This is a genomic window from Salinibacter grassmerensis, from assembly GCF_947077765.1.
Classification (GTDB): domain Bacteria; phylum Bacteroidota; class Rhodothermia; order Rhodothermales; family Salinibacteraceae; genus Salinibacter; species Salinibacter grassmerensis.
This window is the reverse complement of record NZ_CAMTTF010000003.1, coordinates 262,611-282,826: the sequence shown is the minus strand read 5'-3', so window position 1 is coordinate 282,826 and position 20,216 is coordinate 262,611. Positions and strand designations below refer to the sequence as shown.

The window sequence follows — 20,216 nt, the reverse complement described above, 5'->3', positions numbered from 1 at the left end:
TTACGCTCTGAATGGAGGGGTCCTCCACGCCTTACATTGACACCCCCTATGGTCTTCTCACGGAAGGGGGACGGTGGTACCATGTCACGGAGACGGACGTGGAAGAATACGCCGGAACGGTGCTCGACCATGTGTCACTGGAGCAGTTGCTCCGCTGGGCGGACACTTGGGTCGACTCTGCTCAGACCGCAACGGTCTGGGCGCTGCCGTTGATGCTCTGGGGGCTTCCCCTGGAGTGGGCGGTGGGAGGAGCGCTTGCATTGTTTCTCGCGTGGGCCCTGCTGAGCCCGTCTCTCCCGAGCCTTCTGGCGGTACGGGCCGTGTCGACGCTCGACCATGTGCTCGCGCAGGCTCTTTACTACGTAGCGGCGATGAGTGCCATTGCGGCCGCGGAGATGTACGGGGCACTCGGGGCCGGCCTCCTGGGGTTTGTGCTCCTTCGGTGGGGGGTGCTGGAATGGGCGATCGGGTACATTGTGCGTCCGTTGCGCCGAGCGCTCTATCCCCTGCCAGTAGCCGACCAGGTGCTCCGGGGATTGATCGTCCGGGTGGCCCTCAAGCACCGCCTGTCCGTGCCGCAGGTGAACGACATCACCAAAGACATTCTCGACAACCTGAACAACCACCAAGCCTCGGATGCGAACGATCCGTAGGCGAGCGTCCAGGCGTTGGTGGATTCCGGCTTCTTCCTACACGTCCTCGTAGTTTGTTGTATGAGTAACGGCTTTCGATCAGTCCCTGTGGATGCGCCGACGAGCCTCTACCTGGTTCGACACGGCGAAACCGAATACAACCGGCGTGGCATCATGCAGGGCGGTGGCATCGACAGCACGCTGAACGCGACCGGCCGCGAGCAGGCCCGAGCGCTGGCCCGCCGGTTCGCGTCGGCGGACGTCGATGCGCTGTATGCCAGCACACTTCGGCGGGCCACGCAGACCGCCGACATCCTCGCGGCGGACCACGAGCCGCTCTCTCGCACGCACCTGCGAGACCTGGGCGAGATGGATTGGGGCGTCTACGAAGGAGAGGCTCCGTCCCGAGAGCGGGACGCGTCGGTCGACGCCCTAAAATCGGCCTGGCGCGATGGGGCATACGACCGCGGCCCGGAGGGCGGCGAGTCCATCCGGGAGGTGCAGGGGCGGGCGCGCCGGGCGCTCCGGCACATCCTTGCGCGAGAGGCTGGGGGGACGGCCCTCGTCGTGACGCACGGCCGGTACCTGCGCGTTCTGCTCGCGACCCTCCTCGATGCGTACGGGCTGGAGCACATGCCCGATCTCGATCATTCCAACACCTGCGTCAACCACGTGGTCTACGAGGAGGGACGGGCGCGGGCCGAGCGACTCAACTGCACGGCCCACCTTCCGGGGGACAGCGCCTCAGTCCCTGCATAGCCCACCCGCCACGCTTCGAGGGACACGGCGAAGGGGCCATGCCCCTCGTTCCCATTCACCCGCGACCCGTTTTCTCACGCACACCCCATGCTCGATCTCGATCCCACCGTCATTCGTGACATCGACGGGGCCGACGGCGTTCGGGCGGCCCTGGCGGACCGGATCCGCGACGCGGCTCGGTCGTCCGCCGCCCGGACGGTTCGCGTGGGCGTGCCGGTCCCGGGGCCCATGCGGCCCATTGACTGGGTGCGGGCCCGGTCGTCCGCCGAGGCCCTGTACTGGTCGGGGCGAGACGAAGACCGCACGGTTGCCGCGTGCGGCGCCGCGGACGTGGTGTCGAGCAGTTCGGCCCCCGTCGACTACGAGGCCCTTGGTGGCGTCCTGGACAAGCGCCTAGACGGGGCAGATCCCGGGGTTCGGTACTACGGGGGGGTACGGTTCGACGCCGGGCAGCCCACGGCCCAGAATCACCCCGATCGTCGCTGGGCACCGTTTGGGACGTATCGCTTCGTCCTACCTCGGTTTGAGCTGGTGGAGGCGGACGGTGCGCTGCGCCTGGTCTGCACCCTGGTGCTTCCCCGAGATGCCGACCGTGTAGACGAGATCATAGACGCGTTGAGCGCGGTGGCCCTTCCTGTCCCCAGCGAACACACGGCCCTGCCCCGGCCCTACCAGCGGCAGGACGTACCGGAGCACGAAGAGTGGACCGAAATGGTGCGCTGGGCGCTTGATGCCATTGGGGAGGGTGCCCTCAGTAAGGTTGTGCTCGCCCGTCGTGTGGCCCTTTCGCTCGGTGCATCGATGGACCCACTCCTGGTGCTGAGTCACCTGGAGCCCGCGACGCCGGGATGCTACCACTTTGCGGTGCGCCCGGCAAACGGGGCGGCGTTCGTCGGGGCCTCCCCGGAGCGCCTGTTTCGACGGGACGGCCGGACCGTTATCAGTGAGGCGGTGGCCGGCACGCGGCCCCGGGGGGAGACAACGGCGGAGGACGCTCGGCTCCGGGACGAGCTCCTGCAGAGCCCGAAGGAGCGTCGCGAGCACGCGTTCGTTCGGGACGCCATCCGGGACGATCTGGACCGAGTCTGCAGTACGGTCCGCGTCCCGAAGAAGAGGGGGGAGTTGGCCTTGGCGCGTGGGCGTCATCTCCACGCCCGCATCACCGGTAGGCTCCGGCCCGACGCGGGGACGACGGACGTGCTGGAGGCGCTTCACCCCACCCCGGCGGTGGGCGGCGTGCCGACCGACGACGCCGTGGCGGCGATTCGTGCCCGAGAGCCGTTCGACCGGGGGTGGTATGCGGGGCCCGTCGGGTGGGTGGGGCGCGACGCCGCGGAGTTCGCGGTGGGGCTGCGGGCGGGACTCGTGGAAGAGACGAAGATTGCCCTGTTTTCGGGGGCGGGAATTGTCGAGGGGTCGGCACCGGACCGGGAGTGGGAGGAGATCGAGCAGAAGATCGGCGACTTTGCCGCCATCATGGGCGTGAGCGATCCCCAGATGGCCTCCCGGTAATCCTTCTGACCAACTGAGCGGCCCCGTGGCCCATCAATCCTGGTCCGTCCTCGACGCGCCCAATCCCACCTACCTGTGGACGCAGCTCCTCGTGGAGGAACTCGTACGGAGTGGCGTGGGCACCTTCTTCGTTGCGCCGGGATCCCGCTCTACGCCACTCACGGTTGCCATCGCGCGCCACCCGGAGGCCGAATCGGTGCTGCACGTGGACGAACGGGGGGCTGCATTTGCGGCGCTGGGCGTGGGGCGCGCGACGCAGAGACCCGCCGCCTGGGTCACCACGTCCGGAACCGCCGTCGCGAATGGCCTGCCCGCCGCGGTGGAGGCCTCGGTTGACGGCGTGCCGATGCTTCTCCTCACGGCCGACCGCCCGCCGGAGCTACGCGATACGGGGGCCAACCAGACGATTGATCAGGTGAAGATCTTCGGGGACTACGTGCGGTGGCAGGCCGACGTCCCCCCGCCGTCTAACGAGGTTGACCCTGCGTACGTCTTAACGACGGCCGACCAGGCCCTGCACCGGACCCTGCGTGCGCCCCCAGGGCCAGTGCATCTGAACTGTATGTTTCGGAAGCCGCTGGAGCCAGTGGAGACGGAGGCGTCGGTCGCCGTTCCGACCGCCGTTGAAGAGTGGGCGACGGACACCGAGCCGTATACGCACTACCCAACTCCCAATCCCACCCCGCCTGGTCCCGAGGTCGATGCGCTGGCCAAAAAGATGAGCGGCACCGCGTACGGGCTCGTGGTGGCGGGGCGGCTCGACTCGGCCGCGGCGGCCGACGCGAGCCATCGGCTGGCCACGCACCTCGGCTGGCCGCTCGTTCCCGACCTTACGTCTCGTCTCCGGCGGGGTGGGAAGGAAGGGCCGGAACGGGTGCCGTACGGAGACCTTGTGCTGACGTCAGAGGCCTTCCGAGAGTCCCATCCGCCGACGGCCGTCCTGCAGGTCGGGGGGCGTTTTGCGTCGAAGCGGCTCCGTCTCTTCCTCCGTGACAGCGCCCCGGAGGTCTGGGCCGTCGTGCGCCCTGCTCCCACCCGCATCGATCCGGACCACCGGGTGACGCACCACGTGGAGGCGGCCGTTCCCACGGCGGCCGACGCGCTGATTGCGCGGCTTGAGGGTGGCGTGAGGGGCACGACGTGGCGCGACGAATGGGCCAGTGCGAGCGAGCGCGCCGGGGCCGTTGTGCAGGCCCACATACAGGATTCAGATACGCTCACCGACCCGCTCGTGGCCACCCTTCTTACGGAAGAGATGCCGTCGGAGCACGCGCTCGTGGCGGCCAGCAGCATGCCGGTGCGGGACCTCAACCGCCACGCTGCCCCCGTCGGGGCGGGTGGACCGGCCTACGCCAACCGGGGCGCAAGTGGCATCGATGGGACCGTGGCGACCGCGGCGGGGGTCGCCGAAGGGCGTGACGGTCCGGTGACGCTCCTGATTGGAGACCTCGCCCTCTGGCACGACCTAAATGGGCTGGCCCTTCTTCAAGATCGGCCCGTCGTGGCGATCGTTGTCAACAACGATGGCGGGGGCATTTTTCATTTCCTGCCCATCCGCGAGCACGACGAGTTTGATCCGTACTTTACGACGCCCCACGGCCAGGACTTCGAGCACGCAGCGGCCCTGTTCGGTCTGCCCTATCATCGCCCGGACTCCCCGTCGGCCTTCCGCAGCGCCTACGCTCAGGCCTGTCGGTCTGGAGGGGCGGCCCTCATCGAGGTGCAGACCGACCGCACGGTGAATCGGCAGGTGCACGATCGCCTGGAGGCATCCGTCGAGCGTGCCGTATCGGACGGGTAGTCTCGGACGGATCCCGAGTGCCGTGCTACGTGTCAACGGCACGTCCCTCTTTCGGCGGTACTGCTCGTCACCCCGCCGTCTGCTCCCGGTAGACGGCCTCGATGCAGTCGGCCAGTGACAACGCCCAGTCGAAGTTGAAGGCCTCGAAACCGTCCAGCATCTCCGTCTGCTTCATTTCGTTCAGGGACGCCCCGGCCTGGCGCTGCTGGGTAACGTACTCATTGAGCGCCGAGAGAAAGTCGCGCATCACCAGAAGGTCCTCGCGCCCGCCGGTGACGCCAAATTCCGGGTTGCCGTGGCCGTGAATGACGATCGTATCGTCGTCGAGGGCGTCGTGGATGGTCTCGAGACTGTCAATCCAGCCCTGCGAGTCTGCCCCCCCACCGACATCGATAAAGGGATAGGCCCGGTTGAAGACCAAGTCGCCCACGTGGACGATGTTCGCGTTCTCGAAGACGACGATTGCGTCGCCCCCTGTGTGGGCTGGGCCGCGGTAGCGAAGCCGAATCGTCTCGTCCCCGAGGGTCTCGGACCACGTCTCCTCGAATGTCTCCGTCGGGTACGTCTTGTCGTCGGCTGCTCCGTCTTCGGCACTGGCGCGCATCAGATCCGGCACGTTGGCGTGTGCCACGAGGCGGTCGGTGTGCTGTGCGAAAACGCCGTTGCCACCGACGTGGTCGCCGTGATGGTGCGTGTTGATGACCAGGGAAAGGGGGCCCTGTGACCGATCGCGAAGGCCACTCCAGCAGTCGGGCGCCGAGTTTGGAGACTGAGTGTCTACGACCGCGAGTCCGTCGTCGGTGGCGATCCATCCAATGGTGCCTCCACGTTGGGTAAAGGTCCCGATCCCGCCCCGGAGAGACTCAAAGCCGTCCGCCGAGGAGAGCCAGGTAGGAAGGGAAGAGAGTGCCGGAGAGGCGGCAAGGGCAAGGCCGCATCGGCGGAGAAATGTACGGCGAGACGACATGGAGGTATGAAAGACTGTTGCAGTAGAATGCAGGATGCAACGTAGTCCCCGTCAGGGTCGAATGCCAACGCGTCGCCCCGCGAAGAGACGAAATTTTCCAACCCCACGGTGCCTCACCCATGAGGAGGAAGCGGATCGTCTTCATCCGCCAGAGCGTTGAGACGAAAGCTAACCTCAGTGCCAGTTTTTTTGCTGTAACGCCTCAACTAACCATGGATGACTCGACGGACGCCCAGGAAGTAAGCCAGGCCCGCGTCTGGCTGTGGGCGGCCCGTCCCAAAACGCTCGGGGCGGCCGTTGCCCCTGTGCTCGTAGGGACGGGGATGGCTGTTGAGGCCGACGCGTGGCACCTCCTCTCGGCGGCCCTGGCCCTTGCCGGGGCGATGCTCATCCAGGTTGGGGTGAACTACCACAACGACTACGCCGATTACGTGCAGGGGGCGGACACCCAAGATCGAGTGGGGCCGCTTCGGGTGACGCAGGCCGGGCTCGTAGCTCCTCAGACAATGCGACGGGCCACGATTCTGGTCTTCGGTCTCGCTGTGACGACCGGCCTTTACCTGATTGTGCGGGGAGGATGGCCCATCTTTGCCGTGGGCGTGGCGTCGATTGGGGCAGCCATCTGGTACACCGCGGGCCGGTACTCGCTCGCGGCCCTCGGGCTGGCCGACATATTTGTGTTCGTATTCTTCGGACCCGTGGCGGTGGGAGGCACCTACTACGTGCAGGCATTGTCGCTGCCCCCGGAGGTGCTCGTCGCCGGGGCCGGGCCGGGGCTGCTTTCGATCGCAATTCTGTTGGTAAACAACGTCCGGGACGTAGCGGAGGACCGTCGGGCCGGCAAGCGGACGCTCGTCGTGCGTTTTGGGCGGCGGTTTGGGATCGCCGCGTACGGGGGCTGCATGGTCGGGGCCCTTTTGCTCGCGGGGCTTCTGGCGACGGGTGTGCTCGGCACGAGGCCTCACCCGTGGGCGGCCCTGCCCCTCGGGCTGATCCCCCTGACCTTCGGGCCCATCCGGAGAATGTCCGAAACGACGGATCCGGAGAAGCTGAACCCGTTGCTCGGGGCGACCGGCCGACTCCTGATGCTCTGGGCCCTCCTGTTCGCTGTTGGCTGGAATCTCTGATGTCCCCATGTCCGTGACGATTTCGGAAAGCGCTCTGTACAGGTACGAGCTTCCGCTCACCGCGCCGCTGCGACTGGGAAACGAGGAGGTGACCCGGCGCCGGGGCGTGCTCGTGTGGCTGGCAACGGAACAGGGCCCCGTCGGTTGGGGCGACGCCGCGCCGCTGCCGGGCTTCAGCGACGAAACGGTGGCGGACGTCGAAGAGCACGCCCGCACCGCACTCCCTCGCTGGACGGGCACGTCTCTCTTCGACGCCCAGGCAGGACTCGACGCCACGCTGCAGGAACTCCCGTTCGGGGCGGACGCCCCGTCGTCCTTCCGGTTTGCGGTGGAGAGTGCCGTGGTGTCCGCTGCCGCTGCGATCCACGAGACGTCTGTCCCGGAGATGATGGGGACGCCGCGACAAACTGTGGCGCTGAATGCCCTGCTTCCGCGCTCAGGGGCAAATGGACCGGCACAGGCCGTTCGGCGGCAGGAGGAGGGCTACCAGGCCATCAAGGTGAAGGTGGGGGCGGAGGGCGTCGAAGAGGATGCTGCACGCGTCCGAGCGATTCGGGAGGCCCTCGACGCTTCCGTGTCTGTCCGTGCCGACGCAAACCGGGCCTGGTCGCTTGCGGAGGCCGTCACCTTCGCGGAAGGGACCGACGACCTAGACATTGCCTACGTGGAGGAACCCCTCGCCGACCCGGCCTCCCTAGGCGATTTGGTTGAGAGGACGGATCTCCCCGTCGCGCTCGACGAGACGACCCGGGAAGCAGCGCCCCCCATCATGCGAGACCTGCCGGACGTGTCGGCCGTTGTCCTCAAGCCGACGCTCCTCGGGGGCCTGCGGCACACACGAGAATGGGGACGCGCCGCGCGAGAAACAGGCGCAACTCCCGTCCTCAGCGCCTCCTACGAGTCCGGCGTCGGAATCCAGATGCTCGTGGCGCTGGCAGCGTCCGGGCCGGAGGTGCCCGTGGGCCTTTCCACGTACGACCGCCTTGCGGCCGACGTGTACGCCCCTCCACTTCCACTTGGGGGGCCGAGTGTAGATGTGCCCTCTGTCGTAACCCCCTCGACGTCCCGCATCGCACGAGATCGGCTTGACCTCGTCGAACGATTCTCCGCCTGATCCGCACCTCATGGCTGCCGGCCCCCATGCTCCGTGTCCCATTCACCGTCACGCCCAGGCGCGCCCTGACGCCCTGGCGCTCTGGACGCCTGCCCGACGGTGGACGTATGCGGAGCTCGACACAGCGGTGGCGGCCACCGGGCGACAGCTGCGGGAGCGGGGGTGGGCCGACGGGGCGCGAGTCGCACTGCGCCTGCCGCGAGGGCCAGCGCCCGTGGTGCTGCTGTGGGCGCTGTGGCGTGAGGGGGCCGTGGCCGTCCCGATCAGTACGCGTCTCCCGGACGCGGAGGCCTGGCGTGCTACGAATCGGCTCCGAGCGCGCGGTCTGATTACGCGGAACCCCGACGCACTGAACGAAGGAGGCGGTGGGGCGGAAGGGGTGCCGCCGGAGTCGCTCGTGGTCCAGGCCGCCGGAGACAATTCTGCGTCGACGTCGCGACCGATCGATCGCCGGGCAACCATCCTCTTCACGTCTGGCAGCACGGGCCGTCCGACCGCCATCCTCCACTCGTGGGCGAATCACCTGTACAATGCAAAGGGGGCAAACGCCAACATGCCCCTCCAGGCCGGGGATCGGTGGCTGCTCTCGCTGCCGCTGTATCACGTTGGAGGGCTGGCCATCCTCGTTCGGTGTGCGCTGGCCGGAGCCGCCGTGGCGGTGCCGGGACGGGAGGCGTCCGTGTCGGAGGCCTTGGGCACGACCGGGGGGACCCACCTCTCCCTCGTGGCGACCCAGCTCCGTCGTCTTCTGGATGCCCGACAGGGGCGAGCGCCGGGGCGGGTGCGTGCGGTCCTCGTGGGGGGCGGCCCCACCCCGTCGGGACTCCTGCGCCAAGGATCCGACCGGGGGTGGCCCCTCCATACCAGCTACGGCTCCACAGAGATGGCATCGCAGATCACCACGACGTCCTCCGGGGCCTCGTTTACGGACCTGCAGACTGCCGGACGTCGTCTCCCGCACCGTCGCCTGCGGATTGCAGAAGACGGCCAGATTCTTGTCGCGGGGTCTTCCCTATGCGTAGGCGTGATTGAAGGAAATACCATTCAAGATCCACGAGAAGACGGCTGGTACCCGACGGGGGATGTGGGGACCTTCGACGCGCAGGGACGCCTTCACGTGCAGGGACGCGTCGATCGGCAGTTCGTCTCAGGGGGGGAGAACATCCAGCCCGAAGAGATTGAGTCGGCCCTTGAGCAGGCCGACGACATCGAGCGGGCGGTGGTCGTGGCGGTCCCCCACGAGGCGTATGGGCACCGACCAGTGGCCTTTGTCCGGGCACGTGGCCCCCTGCGGCCGGAGGCGTGGCGACAGGCCCTGTCGATGTCCCTCCCTAAATTCAAACTTCCAGATGTGATCTATCCCCTTCCCGAGGCCGCAGTGGATGGCCAGTTGAAGGTGGATCATGAGGCCCTGTGTCAACGAGCCCGAAAGGAGTAGAAGAACCGGTGCCTGGCGCCCGGAAGATTGGGATTGCTTCTGCGAAACGATGCAGGACTGTTGCATTCGGCGATCCTGCTCGTTTTCTTGGGGAGCATCAACAGTCGACGGGCACCGCTCTTCGATACCTCATGAATTTGGAAGCGCTTCCGAAATGGATACACCCCTTCCTGTCCCTGACGTGACGCCGCTGCGCGGAGAGCGAGTCAAGTTTACGCCGCTCCGAATGGAAAACATCCACACGCACTTCCGCTGGAACAACGACCCGGAATTGAACCGCCTCGATAGCGAGGTCCCGCACGAGGAGGAATCCTTCGGGGCGTTCAAGGATCGGTTCGAGCGCATGTGCGAAGAGCCAACCCCCTCGAATCGGACGTTCGAGATCCATGCCTTAGAAGACGAAACGCTCATTGGGGTCGCCTACGCGACGCGCATTAGCCCCCACAGCCACCACGCGAAGGTCGGTATTACGATCGGGGACCGAGACTACTGGGGCCGTGGCTACGGCCGCGCCTCGTTTGAGATACTGCTTTCGTACTGCTTCAACCAGATAGATCTGCACCGCGTGAGTGCAGAAACCTTTGAGTACCACACGGCATGGCGGGACCTGATTGAGGGAATGGGCTTCACCAGGGAGGGGACGGCGCGGGACCACCTACGCCGAGACGGGCGCTACTGGGACAAGGGCCTGTACGCCCTTTTGGAGCCCGAGTATCGGGCACGCCGGGGGGAAGTGAAGCAGGAGCCGTCTGTGGAGGCAGCCTAGCGGCGCTTTAAGAGAAGGGAGAGGCCCAGCATGCCGAGTTAGGGGGGCTAGTCGGCCAGGTGTTCCAGCCAGACGACGAGGAGGTCGTTCTCAAAGCTGTCGGAGGCACTTCGGGACAGAACCCCGTCCAACAGGGCCTGAATAGGGGCGTCGTCGTTGTAGGCTTCCACGGCGAGGTCTCGAACACCGTCCTCCCCCAACATTCCGCCGTCCTGGGTGCGCTGCTCCGTAAGGCCGTCGGTGTAGGACACCAGGGCAGTGCTCGGGGCGAGGTCCAGCGAGACCTCCGAAAACGTCACGTCCTCCTCCAGCCCCAAAATCAAGTCGCTGTGTTCATGAATTTTGGCCCCGTCTGGGCCCACCAGGACGGGGCGGCAGTGGCCCGCATTCGCGTACGTGATGGTGTGAGCGTGAGGGTCCCAGTGAAGAAGCAGAAACGTCGCGAACGTGTCCTCCAGCACATCGTCGTTGAGGAGCATGTCATTCAGCTCGCCCATCAGTGCGGCCGGGGAGGTGGACTCCTCCAATAAGGTGTGGAGGGTGCCCCGCACGTAGCTCAGGAAGCTAAAGGCGTAGAATTTAGCCCGGAGGCCCTTGCCCATCACGTCCCCAATCGTGAGGAAATAGGTGCCCTCGTCTGTCTCCGTCCAGTCGAAGAGGTCGCCGCCGCCCTGCTCGCGGGACTCGCTGTAGAAGTCGAGCTCGTAACCGTCAATGTCCGGCGTTTCGTCCGGAAGCAGGCGGTTGGAAAAGTCGCGCCCGATCTCCGCATCGAGCTGGGTCTGGAACATATCAATGCGTTCCAGGAGGCGCTCCACGCGGGAGAGCAACGTTTCCATGTCGAAGGGCTTCGTGATATAGTCGTCCACTCCCTTCCGCTCGCCCTGCTGACGGGCCTCCTCGTCGGCCCGGGCCGTGAGGAAAATGAACGGAATGACGCGCGTATTCTTGTCGGTTTGGAGGGCCGACTGCAGCGCGAAGCCGTCCATCTTCGGCATCATGATGTCCGAAATGATGAGGTCGGGGATGGTGTCCTCAATCTGATCCAGGGCCTCCTCACCATTTGTGGCCGTGTAGACCTCGTAGTGCTTGCCGAGGCGGTACTTCAGAAGCTCCCGAACCGTGCTGTCATCCTCGACAACTAGAATAGTGTGTTCAGCCATGGATCGTGGTCGGAGGGGATAAGAAATTCGAAGCGGTGAAGGCCGTCCTCCGTCGGCGAGTACGCAAGCTTGCCGGTGCACGCCTTGATGATCCGGAGGCCCATGCCGCGCTCGGGGAAGGCCTCCGGGTCTTCATCGTCGGCTGGGAGATAGGAGTCGAGGTCGAAGCCGTCCGAGTTGTCAAGTACCGAGCAGGTCACCTGTTGGGCGTCACAGGTCAGCCGGATTTCGATCATCGGGGCGCTGTTCTGGAAGCAGGCGTGTTGGTGGAGATTGGCAATCCATTCGTGGAGCACGAGGCACGTGCAGTGAAGAGTTTCGTCGTCGATCGTGCCGTCCTGCTGAGAGGCTGGCCAATCGTCAGAAAGGGTGCGTACCTCATCGATTGCCCGATCGAGGTCCGTGTACTTCTTCGTAAAAGGGTCCATGAGACCGGATCTGAGTCCAACAAGGCAGGCCGCCGTCGATGCAGAAGCCCGGTTCGAGCGATCGACTATTCTGCAAATGCCTCACGTGCGTCCTCCACGGACGGAAATTGGCGGAAGACCTTGTACGTTCGGGTCAACTGGACCACCACCTGAACCGGCTCCGACACGTCCGCGAAGGCGACCTTCCCGTCGTCTGGCGAGATGGCCCGGTAGAGGGAAAAGATGGACCCGAGGCCGGTGGAGTCGAGTACCTCTGTGTTGGAAAAGTCAAGAATAAATTGTCGAACTCCTTCGTCGACGTGCTCCTGAAACGTCTCTTTGAAATCGTCTGCGTTCCGAAAGTCAAGGGCTTCCCCGACGTGGATGATGACGGTTTCGGAGGAGGCGGTCTCGGCGTCAAAGCTCATGATGGTGAAACGAGTCGTCTAGACGGAGAGGAGTGAAGAGAATATGTGCCGCAGAAGCGCAGCGTGGGACTCCGGGGGTGCTCGGGGTGATGAGAGTGAGAGTGCACGAGGGCAACCCCGTAGGTTTAAGAAGCAAAATCGGTGCCAGCATAACGGTAGGGGTTGGACTGCGAAATGGCGCACCGAGGACCGCCACCATCCTTTAAAAGATAGAGCCTTCTCTATTAGGACTCTACTCTACCAGGACTCTACTAGGAGATGTTGCTGCACAGGTCTTTTTGGACGGATCTACATCAGCACAGTATCAGTGGAATTTGTAATCCGTTCCGTGTAAGAAGCAGATTAAATTGAAAAAAATAGGGAATCGTGGCTCAATCATGTTGGAATCGATACTCTGTGATGAGGTTGTTGCTTTGCGCAATCGTGGGAGGGGGGCTGCTGGCCGGCGGCTGCGAGCATCGACCTCGGTCGGGGGGAACGGGCCAGAAGAACGGCACGGCGGGACCGACGCCCAAGCACGTCAGCTGGGACGCTGAGTTCGACATGTCAGAGAAGGGACGACCCCGAGCGGTTCTCCAGGCCCGTCGGATGGAGCAGTATCAGGCCGACGACAGCACCTACTCGGTCTGGCGCTCGATGAATGATACGACGAGGGTCCGGGTGTACCTTTTTGACGAAGAAGGCGACTCTTCGGCCACCGTCACGGCCGATAGCTTGGTCTTTCAGGACCAGAAGGGCGTACTGGACGCGTACCGGAATGTGGTTGTGACCACCGAAGACGACAAACGACTCGAGAGTGAGCACCTCACGTGGCACCAGGCCGACCGGACGATCCGTACCCGCCGGTTCGTGCGCATCCGTACCCCCTCGGAGGTGGTTCAAGGAGACGGGCTCGTGGCAGATGAGGATCTTGAAACGTACCAGCTTGGACGCTTCTCGGCGGAGGTGGATGTCAACGAGGGCGACGACACAGATGAGCAGCAGTAGCATGAAGTTCTGACACGGGGCTTTACGGACTCCCTTGTCTTCGTAGGAACCCCAGTTTGGGGCCTCGGTGTGGGCCATGCTTTTTCGAAAAGACTGTTCTTTCCTGCGGGGCCCGGCGTTGTGCGTATGATTGGATCCTCCACCCATCGGATGTGTCGCTTCCTGGGGCGCGCCCTGCTGATGGCAGCGATTGGAATTGTCTGGGTGGGCGGTGGAGCGGAGGTCTGGGCGCAGGTGGAAGACGATACGTCCCGTGCGGCCCCGACCGGCGTGGAGCCGGCGGAGCTAGACTCGTTGCCGACGGGGGGAGCGGTGCCGCCCACACCGGCTCCTCCGGCGTCCGACACGAGTGACCGTTCTCGGGCCCTCGTCAGCGCCGACTCCCTGAGCACACTCTCGCGGGACGAAGAGCGTGTGCAGGACCTGTTCGGAAACGTCTTCGTCCGGCAGGACACCACGCGCTTGCGGTCGGACTACGCCCGGCGGTACCTCTCTCGCAGCGACATCCTGTTCACCGACAATGTGGTGATCTACGAGCGGGGAGACACCCTCCGGGCCGATACGGTGCGGTACGACCGTGCTACCGAAGTCGGCTATGCCCACGGCAACGTTCGGCTGACGAATGGGGAGGTGAACGTCCGGGCGGACAGTGCACGGTACTACGCCTCGGAGAAGCGTTCGGTCTTTCCCGACAGCGTTGTGCTTGTTGACAGCAACCGGGTGCTCCGGGCCCAGCGCGGCACGTACTGGTCCGACGAGGCGCGTGCAGAGTTCGGGGGGCGTGTGCGGCTCACCGAGCCGGGGACGACGCTCCTCTCTGATTCACTGACGTACTACCGCGACCGCGATCGGTCCGTGGCCTACGGAAACGTCTTCATTGACCGGCGAGGGGACGATGAAGCGGACGCCGACACGACGGCACGAACGTATCTATTTGGGGACCGTGCGGACAACCGGGAGGCCCGTCGGTACAGTCGGGTCGAGGGCAACGCGCTTCTGGCACGGATCCGGAAAGATTCAACGGGGGCGGCGACTGACACCCTGGTGGTCCGGGCCCGTCGCCTGGAGGCCTTCCGCACCGACACGCATCGTCGGCTCGTGGCAGTGGATTCGGTGCGCATTTGGCAGCCCGACCTTGCCGCCACTGCGGACTCGGCAGTCTATGACCGCGTCGTCGGCACTCCCCCCGACAGCCTCGCTGGTCGGAGGGCCCCCATCGACACGACCCGCCCGCCGCCGGACTCCCTAGCGCCGCGGGCCAGGCCGGGTTCGCTTCGGACGGACGGAGGGGCGGCCTCGCTGTCAGCCCTCCCTCAAGAACAGCCAACGTCCCTGCCCGACTCGCTTGGGGGTCGATCCCGCCCCGCGCCCGACACGTCGGCGCGCTCCGCCGTGGCGGACACCTCCGGTCGGCCCCGCCCTGCAGCCCGGCAAAGCCCCCGTGAGCCTCCGGAAATCTCATCTCGGAGGTGGGAAACCCCAACGGCGCGGGCCGACAGCGTCCTGCCGATTGAGGAGACCCGCCTGTTCCAATCCCCCATGACGTGGTTCGAAGACAGCCAGGTGTGGGGAGACTCAATTCGGGTCCGGGCCCGGAATCGGAGTCCCGACACGGTGTTTGTCCGCGGCTCTGGATTCGCGGCCCAGCGCGATTCGGTGCTGGACCGCATCCAGCAACTCAAGGCCGAGACCATTACCGCCTTCTTCGGGGAGGGCACCCTTCGTCGCATCCGGGCCCGTCCCAATGCCCGGGCCATCCGGTTCCTGGCGGCCCAAAACGACTCGCTGAACGGGGCGGCCCGGACCTCCGGTGACCGCATCGAACTGCGTTTCGTGGACGGCAGCGTCGAGCGGGTGAGTGTCATTGGGGGGACGCAGACCACCTACTACCGGAACAGTGAAAACATTCCGGACCCTTTTGAACTGGAAGGCTTTCAATGGACGCCAGACCAACGTCCGACCCAAGACAAGCTTCTCCGGGATGCACGGGTGCGTCGTCGGCTCGGCCGAGGGCTCGCGCGTCGCGACCGCCCGGTGGCCGGGCCGCCGCGTCTGGGCGCCGGAGAGACCTGGGGGCTCCGCGCCGACTCGACAACCCAAATTCTGTCCGGGCCGCAGTCCCCCGCCGAGTCCTCACCCGCGTACTTCTGGCAGGATGTGCCGCCCGAACGCTCTTCCTCAGATTCCACGGACCGGGGCACGGCAACGCCGTCCGACTCCCTCCGACCACCCCTGCCGTCAGACACCCTCAACACAATGCCCAATCCCGATTCATGAGTGCCTCGTCCCCCAACGGCTCATTTGCGGACCGAGACGTGTCCGGCGAGCCGGCGACGCTTGCGGCGCGCCACCTCACGAAGCGATACGACAAGCGGGCCGTGGTCGATGACGTGAGCCTTGAAGTGAATCAGGGCGAGATCGTTGGGCTTCTGGGCCCGAATGGGGCCGGCAAGACGACGACCTTCCACATGATCGTGGGCATGATCCGGCCGAACGCGGGCTCCATCCACCTGGATGACGACGACATTACACGCCTCCCGATGTACAAGCGGGCCCGACGCGGAGTGGGGTACCTGGCGCAAGAGACCTCCGTCTTTCGGGAGCTCACGGTGGAGGACAACCTGCATGCGGTCCTGGAATTCCAGTCGATGAGCGACGCGGACCGCACCGCCCGGGTGGAGTCGCTCATCCAGGAGTTTGGCCTGGAGCGGGTGCGTGACTCGAAGGGATACGAACTGTCTGGAGGTGAGCGCCGCCGCACCGAGATTGCGCGGGCCCTGTCGACTCGCCCCCGGTTCTTTTTGCTCGACGAGCCGTTCGCGGGGGTCGACCCGATTGCCGTCGAGGACATTCAGGGCATCGTCGCGGGCCTTCAGGAGCGCGGCATCGGAGTGCTCATCACGGACCACAATGTGCACGAGACCCTTGCAATCACGGATCGTGCCTATTTACTATACGAAGGGCAAATCTTGAAGCACGGCACCGCGGAAGAGCTCGCGGCCGATCCCGAAGTGCGCAAGCGATACTTGGGAGAGAAATTTTCGCTGGAGCGGTATTAGTCGGTTCAATCCTTCCTGGTCGGGTTTTTGTTGTTCAGAACATCCCTAGCCGCTGTAGTCGAGAGGGCGGATTTGTACCGCGGCGTGTTTTTTTATCTCTCTCGCCACATTAATCCAATCGGACGTTTATGTGCGGAATTGTCGGATACATTGGGAGCCAAGAGGCCGAAGACCTTCTGCTTACCGGCCTCAAGCGCCTCGAATATCGCGGATACGACTCAGCCGGCCTTGCAACGGTCGACGACGCGGGCCTGCATGTTCAGAAACAACAAGGGAAGGTCGATGATCTCCGGAGCAGTCTGAACGGGGCCGTGTCCGGAACGACCGGCATTGGGCACACCCGCTGGGCCACCCACGGGGCCCCGAACGACGTCAATGCACACCCTCACGTCAGCTCCGACGGCGCCTTCGCTCTGGTGCACAACGGGATTATCGAAAACCATGGGGCCATCAAAGAGCAACTTGAGGAAAAAGGCTATGCCTTTCAGAGCGAGACGGACACGGAGGTGCTCGTGAAGCTAATTGAGGAGGTGAAGCGGGCCACAGACCTATCGCTTCCGGAGGCGGTGCGGCAGGCGCTCACCCAGGTGGTGGGCGCGTACGGCATCGCGGTCGTGTCGCGGGAAGATCCGGACTTTCTCATCGCTGCCCGCAACGGAAGTCCCCTCATCCTGGGGGTTGGGGACGACGAGTACTTTGTGGGGTCTGACGCTGCCCCGCTCGTGGAGCACACTCGACAGGTGGTGTACCTGGAGGACGGGGAGATGGCCACGCTTCGGCATTCCGGCTACGAGGTGACGACCATCGAAAACGAGCCCCTGAAAAAAGAGGTGCACGAGCTCGAATGGTCGCTTGGGGAGATTGAGAAGGGAGGGTATGACCACTTCATGCTGAAGGAAATCATGGAGCAGCCCGACGCCCTGGAGGACGCCATGCGGGGCCGAGTGCGGCCCGAAGATAATCAGATTCATCTGGGGGGGCTCCACGGGCACTGGGATCAGCTTCGGGAGGCCGATCGCATCGTCATTGCGGCGTGCGGGACCTCCTGGCATGCGGGCCTGGTGGGCGAGTACCTCATCGAGTCGGCGTCCCGCGTCCCGGTGGAGGTTGAGTATGCGAGTGAGTTCCGGTACCGGGATCCTGTGCTGCGAGAGGGCGACGTGGTGCTTGTTATTTCACAGAGCGGGGAGACGGCCGATACCCTCGCGGCGGTGCGGGAGGCGCACAGCAAGAACATCCCGTGCTTCGGCATTTGCAATGTCGTGGGATCGACCATTGCGCGAGAGACGGACGCGGGGGTGTACCTACACGCCGGGCCCGAGATTGGCGTCGCGTCCACAAAGGCCTTCACCGCGCAGGTGACTGTGCTCTCGATGATTGCCTTGAAGCTGGCGGAGGGGCGCACACTGTCGAAGGCGGAGCTGGCCGACAATATCCGCGCCCTGGCGGGGGTGCCCGACAAGGTGCGCCGCGTCCTGGACGCCAGCAATGGGGCACTTGAGTCCATGGCCCATACCTACCGGTACGCGTCCAACTTCCTGTACCTGGGCCGCGGCTACAACTTCCCAGTGGCGTTGGAGGGGGCCCTCAAGCTCAAAGAGATCTCCTACATCCACGCGGAGGGCTACCCGGCGGCCGAAATGAAGCACGGGCCCATTGCCCTCATCGACCGCTCCATGCCGGTGGTCTTTATGGCGATGAAGGACAGCACCTACGACAAGGTGCTCTCCAACATCGAAGAGGTGGCCGCCCGCGAGGGATCGGTTATCGCCATCACCGACGACAAGGACGCAGAACTTGAGAGCCTCTGCGAGGCGGTCGTGGAGATTCCGCAGACCAAGGAGTTTCTCTCGCCACTCCTCACCGTAATTCCCCTTCAGCTCTTGTCGTACCACATCGCGGTGCTGCGGGGATGCCACGTTGATCAGCCCCGCAACCTTGCGAAGAGCGTGACAGTGGAGTGATCAGCATCCAGCGGGCGCGCCAACTGTTCCCGGCAGTAACCCCTGCGACTGCACAGCAGAAGTTCGCACCAGGGCACCGGGGAGGGATCCCAGCCCCTAATGTAAACCTATGCTCGCCTCACGGGAAGAGATAGAATGAGCTTCACTGTGGTCTAGGGTAGGGATTTGGGCTCCACTGCTCTAGTCAGTGAGGTTCGCGCGACAGTGGGCGCGCTGTGCTGGACGAACTCGCCGCTCTTGCTCCCGTAGAGCATGCCGCGGTAACCTGGTCCAATCTTCCCCCTCCATGATCGAACGCGAAAAGCTCGACAAGGTCAAGCATCGTTTTGAAGAGGTCGAGAGCCTCATGGCAGATCCGGAGGTGGCGAACGATCCGGATCGGATGCGAGAGCTAGGGCAGGAGCACAGTCGACTCGAGGAGGTCGTGGAGGCCATCGACCGCTATGAGCGGCTTCTGGACGAGCGGGAAGAGCTCGAAGGGATGATTCGGGACGAGAGTGGAGAGATGGAGGCCCTGGCAAGGGAAGAGCTCGAGCAGCTCGAAACGAAGCTTCCGGCGGTGGAGGAGGACCTGAAGCAGAAGCTCATCCCGAAAGACCCGGAGGAGGAGAAGAATGCCATCGTGGAAATCCGGGCTGGGGCCGGCGGGGACGAGGCATCTCTCTTCGCCGGCGACCTGTTTCGTCTGTACACGCAGTACGCAAAGCAGCAGGGATGGGCCTATGAACTCATCGATGCGTCCCCGGGCACACAGGGGGGGTTTCGAGAGGTCATCTTTGCCGTGAAGGGGGAGGACGTGTACGGGACGCTCAAGTACGAGGCGGGTGTGCACCGGGTGCAGCGTGTGCCCGAGACCGAGTCGAGCGGCCGCATCCACACGTCTGCGGCCACGGTGGCGGTCCTGCCGGAGGCCGAAGAGGTAGACGTGGACATCAACCCGAGCGATCTCACCATCGAGACGTTCAAGGCGACCGGCCCCGGCGGGCAGTCCGTAAACACGACCGACTCGGCTGTGCGCATCAAACACGCGCCGTCGGGCGTGGAGGTGTCCTGCCAGGACGAGAAGAGCCAGCACAAAAACCGGTCGAAAGCGATGCGCGTCCTGCGGTCCCGGGTCTACGAGAAGAAGCGGGAGGAACAGCGGGCCGAACGAGAGGAGGCGCGTCGGTCCATGGTCGGGAGCGGAGACCGGTCGGCGAAGATTCGGACCTACAATTTCCCTCAGGACCGTGTGACCGACCATCGATTGGAGGGGGGACAGAAAAACCACTCCCTCCAGCCCATAATGGACGGAGAAATCGACCCGATTATCGGCGCCCTGCGTGCCGAGGAGCACGCGGAGAAGTTGGCGAATCTGTAAGCAGGCGGGGCGTGTGGACCGCACGTTTTGTCGGTCGTCCCGCAGCAAGATGGGCACTGCGGGGCCCGCAACCTGCACACTCAAACCTGACGCAAAAAGAGGGCCGGGGGGATCACTCGGTGATCGGCCCCTCCGCACCGCAGAATTCTCACCCTGTTTTCAAGGCGTCTGTGCGACCTCCTCGAGAGACGGTCGTATATACCAACTGTGATTTTCCCTGCTCCTCTGCACACCGACAGCCGTCGGCGTTCTACGAGGGGCATGATTCAATTTCATCCCATAGGGACCCAAGTACACGACATGGCACAAAAGTATCAGTACGAACTTACGTACGTCATCAGTGGGGTCGTTAAGCAAAACCAGGTGGACGACATCGTCCGCAAGGTGAACCACCTCATCGAGAGCAACGACGGCGACGTGCTTGAGGTCGACGAGTGGGGCAACCAGCGCCTCGCCTACGAGATCGACCGCAAGCGCAGCGGCTACTACGTGAACATGTATTTCCAGGCTCCGGGCGAACTCGTTCCGCGCCTTGAGCGGGAACTGGACATCAATGACGACGTGCTGCGCTACCTCACCCTGCGCATGGACGCGAAGATGAAGCGCCACTACGAACAGCGCAAGAAGCGCCGCGCGCAGGAAGCCGCCGAAGAAGAAGCGGCGGAGGAGTCCGACGAGGAGTGACGTCTCCAACTCTTTGCCTTCCCGAGTTTCTCGAATTCAAGCTTTCGA

General features: G+C 64.5%; 18 protein-coding genes. 14 read left to right on the top strand and 4 right to left on the bottom strand.

Features of this window, described 5'->3' with window-relative positions:
• The first annotated feature begins 11 nt into the window (after window positions 1-11).
• The 4 genes from OJB03_RS08485 to menD all read left to right on the top strand — a co-directional run bounded on the left by OJB03_RS08485 (window position 12) and on the right by menD (window position 4,704).
• Window positions 12-653, top strand: coding sequence for a hypothetical protein (locus OJB03_RS08485; RefSeq protein ID WP_263786491.1), 642 nt, complete (start codon window positions 12-14; stop codon window positions 651-653).
• Window positions 654-713: 60 nt separating this feature from the next.
• The gene (locus OJB03_RS08480) at window positions 714-1,391 is read left to right on the top strand and encodes a histidine phosphatase family protein (protein ID WP_263786490.1); all 678 of its coding nucleotides are present in this window, start codon (window positions 714-716) and stop codon (window positions 1,389-1,391) included.
• An 87-nt stretch (window positions 1,392-1,478) separates the two neighbouring features.
• A complete protein-coding gene (locus OJB03_RS08475) occupies window positions 1,479-2,903 on the top strand; it encodes an isochorismate synthase (protein ID WP_263786489.1) in 1,425 nt (474 codons plus the stop codon).
• A gap of 25 nt (window positions 2,904-2,928) precedes the next feature.
• Window positions 2,929-4,704 carry a 2-succinyl-5-enolpyruvyl-6-hydroxy-3-cyclohexene-1-carboxylic-acid synthase gene (menD, locus tag OJB03_RS08470; RefSeq protein ID WP_263786488.1) on the top strand — a complete coding sequence of 592 codons (1,776 nt, stop codon included), beginning with the start codon at window positions 2,929-2,931 and terminating at the stop codon, window positions 4,702-4,704.
• Window positions 4,705-4,771: 67 nt separating this feature from the next.
• On the opposite strand, the gene OJB03_RS08465 is transcribed toward menD, so the two are convergent.
• Window positions 4,772-5,671 (bottom strand): MBL fold metallo-hydrolase, encoded by a 900-nt coding sequence (locus OJB03_RS08465; RefSeq protein WP_263786487.1) that lies wholly within the window; start codon window positions 5,669-5,671, stop codon window positions 4,772-4,774.
• 212 nt (window positions 5,672-5,883) lie between these two features.
• On the opposite strand from OJB03_RS08465, the gene OJB03_RS08460 reads away from it, so the two are divergent.
• The 4 genes from OJB03_RS08460 to OJB03_RS08445 all read left to right on the top strand — a co-directional run bounded on the left by OJB03_RS08460 (window position 5,884) and on the right by OJB03_RS08445 (window position 10,116).
• Entirely contained in the window at window positions 5,884-6,798 is a 915-nt protein-coding gene (locus OJB03_RS08460) for a 1,4-dihydroxy-2-naphthoate polyprenyltransferase (protein ID WP_263786485.1), read from the top strand.
• Window positions 6,799-6,805: 7 nt separating this feature from the next.
• Window positions 6,806-7,912 (top strand): o-succinylbenzoate synthase, encoded by a 1,107-nt coding sequence (menC, locus tag OJB03_RS08455; RefSeq protein WP_263786483.1) that lies wholly within the window; start codon window positions 6,806-6,808, stop codon window positions 7,910-7,912.
• A 10-nt stretch (window positions 7,913-7,922) separates the two neighbouring features.
• Window positions 7,923-9,350 (top strand): o-succinylbenzoate--CoA ligase, encoded by a 1,428-nt coding sequence (menE, locus tag OJB03_RS08450; RefSeq protein ID WP_263786482.1) that lies wholly within the window; start codon window positions 7,923-7,925, stop codon window positions 9,348-9,350.
• 154 nt (window positions 9,351-9,504) lie between these two features.
• Window positions 9,505-10,116 (top strand): GNAT family N-acetyltransferase, encoded by a 612-nt coding sequence (locus OJB03_RS08445; protein ID WP_263786481.1) that lies wholly within the window; start codon window positions 9,505-9,507, stop codon window positions 10,114-10,116.
• Window positions 10,117-10,163: 47 nt separating this feature from the next.
• Here OJB03_RS08445 and OJB03_RS08440 read toward each other — a convergent pair whose 3' ends face one another.
• The 3 genes from OJB03_RS08440 to OJB03_RS08430 form a co-directional block, all read right to left on the bottom strand.
• The gene (locus OJB03_RS08440) at window positions 10,164-11,279 is read right to left on the bottom strand and encodes a fused response regulator/phosphatase (protein ID WP_263786480.1); all 1,116 of its coding nucleotides are present in this window, start codon (window positions 11,277-11,279) and stop codon (window positions 10,164-10,166) included.
• A complete protein-coding gene (locus tag OJB03_RS08435) occupies window positions 11,258-11,707 on the bottom strand; it encodes an ATP-binding protein (RefSeq protein WP_263786479.1) in 450 nt (149 codons plus the stop codon). Before OJB03_RS08435 ends, OJB03_RS08440 begins: the two co-directional genes overlap by 22 nt.
• Before the next feature lie 65 nt (window positions 11,708-11,772).
• A complete protein-coding gene (locus tag OJB03_RS08430) occupies window positions 11,773-12,114 on the bottom strand; it encodes an STAS domain-containing protein (protein WP_263786478.1) in 342 nt (113 codons plus the stop codon).
• A 399-nt stretch (window positions 12,115-12,513) separates the two neighbouring features.
• Here OJB03_RS08430 and lptC point away from each other — a divergent pair, with 399 nt between their 5' ends.
• From lptC to rpsF, 6 genes are all read left to right on the top strand, one after another.
• Window positions 12,514-13,101, top strand: coding sequence for an LPS export ABC transporter periplasmic protein LptC (gene lptC, locus OJB03_RS08425; protein ID WP_263786477.1), 588 nt, complete (start codon window positions 12,514-12,516; stop codon window positions 13,099-13,101).
• 126 nt (window positions 13,102-13,227) lie between these two features.
• Window positions 13,228-15,378 (top strand): OstA-like protein, encoded by a 2,151-nt coding sequence (locus tag OJB03_RS08420; protein ID WP_263786476.1) that lies wholly within the window; start codon window positions 13,228-13,230, stop codon window positions 15,376-15,378.
• On the top strand, window positions 15,375-16,160 hold the full coding sequence (gene lptB / locus OJB03_RS08415; protein ID WP_263786475.1) for an LPS export ABC transporter ATP-binding protein: 786 nt from the start codon (window positions 15,375-15,377) through the stop codon (window positions 16,158-16,160). The genes OJB03_RS08420 and lptB overlap by 4 nt, the downstream gene beginning before the upstream one ends.
• Before the next feature lie 128 nt (window positions 16,161-16,288).
• Entirely contained in the window at window positions 16,289-18,124 is a 1,836-nt protein-coding gene (gene glmS / locus OJB03_RS08410; RefSeq protein ID WP_263786474.1) for a glutamine--fructose-6-phosphate transaminase (isomerizing), read from the top strand.
• A gap of 286 nt (window positions 18,125-18,410) precedes the next feature.
• A complete protein-coding gene (gene prfA, locus OJB03_RS08405; protein ID WP_263786473.1) occupies window positions 18,411-19,484 on the top strand; it encodes a peptide chain release factor 1 in 1,074 nt (357 codons plus the stop codon).
• Between the two features lie 300 nt (window positions 19,485-19,784).
• Window positions 19,785-20,168, top strand: a complete 384-nt coding sequence (rpsF, locus tag OJB03_RS08400) for a 30S ribosomal protein S6 (protein WP_263786472.1) — start codon at window positions 19,785-19,787, stop codon at window positions 20,166-20,168.
• The last annotated feature ends 48 nt before the right edge of the window (window positions 20,169-20,216 follow it).

Bases quoted from the DNA above. Each gene is read 5' to 3' on its own strand.
- menE (WP_263786482.1), top strand. From the start codon at position 7,923: ATGGCTGCCGGCCCCCATGCTCCGTGTCCCATTCACCGTCACGCCCAG.
- glmS (WP_263786474.1), top strand. From the start codon at position 16,289: ATGTGCGGAATTGTCGGATACATTGGGAGCCAAGAGGCCGAAGACCTT.
- OJB03_RS08460 (WP_263786485.1), top strand. From the start codon at position 5,884: ATGGATGACTCGACGGACGCCCAGGAAGTAAGCCAGGCCCGCGTCTGG.
- OJB03_RS08420 (WP_263786476.1), top strand. From the start codon at position 13,228: ATGATTGGATCCTCCACCCATCGGATGTGTCGCTTCCTGGGGCGCGCC.
- OJB03_RS08445 (WP_263786481.1), top strand. From the start codon at position 9,505: ATGGATACACCCCTTCCTGTCCCTGACGTGACGCCGCTGCGCGGAGAG.
- OJB03_RS08480 (WP_263786490.1), top strand. From the start codon at position 714: ATGAGTAACGGCTTTCGATCAGTCCCTGTGGATGCGCCGACGAGCCTC.
- OJB03_RS08435 (WP_263786479.1), bottom strand. From the start codon at position 11,707: ATGGACCCTTTTACGAAGAAGTACACGGACCTCGATCGGGCAATCGAT.
- OJB03_RS08440 (WP_263786480.1), bottom strand. From the start codon at position 11,279: ATGGCTGAACACACTATTCTAGTTGTCGAGGATGACAGCACGGTTCGG.
- OJB03_RS08485 (WP_263786491.1), top strand. From the start codon at position 12: ATGGAGGGGTCCTCCACGCCTTACATTGACACCCCCTATGGTCTTCTC.
- rpsF (WP_263786472.1), top strand. From the start codon at position 19,785: ATGGCACAAAAGTATCAGTACGAACTTACGTACGTCATCAGTGGGGTC.
- OJB03_RS08475 (WP_263786489.1), top strand. From the start codon at position 1,479: ATGCTCGATCTCGATCCCACCGTCATTCGTGACATCGACGGGGCCGAC.
- OJB03_RS08430 (WP_263786478.1), bottom strand. From the start codon at position 12,114: ATGAGCTTTGACGCCGAGACCGCCTCCTCCGAAACCGTCATCATCCAC.
- OJB03_RS08465 (WP_263786487.1), bottom strand. From the start codon at position 5,671: ATGTCGTCTCGCCGTACATTTCTCCGCCGATGCGGCCTTGCCCTTGCC.
- lptB (WP_263786475.1), top strand. From the start codon at position 15,375: ATGAGTGCCTCGTCCCCCAACGGCTCATTTGCGGACCGAGACGTGTCC.
- menC (WP_263786483.1), top strand. From the start codon at position 6,806: ATGTCCGTGACGATTTCGGAAAGCGCTCTGTACAGGTACGAGCTTCCG.
- lptC (WP_263786477.1), top strand. From the start codon at position 12,514: ATGAGGTTGTTGCTTTGCGCAATCGTGGGAGGGGGGCTGCTGGCCGGC.
- prfA (WP_263786473.1), top strand. From the start codon at position 18,411: ATGATCGAACGCGAAAAGCTCGACAAGGTCAAGCATCGTTTTGAAGAG.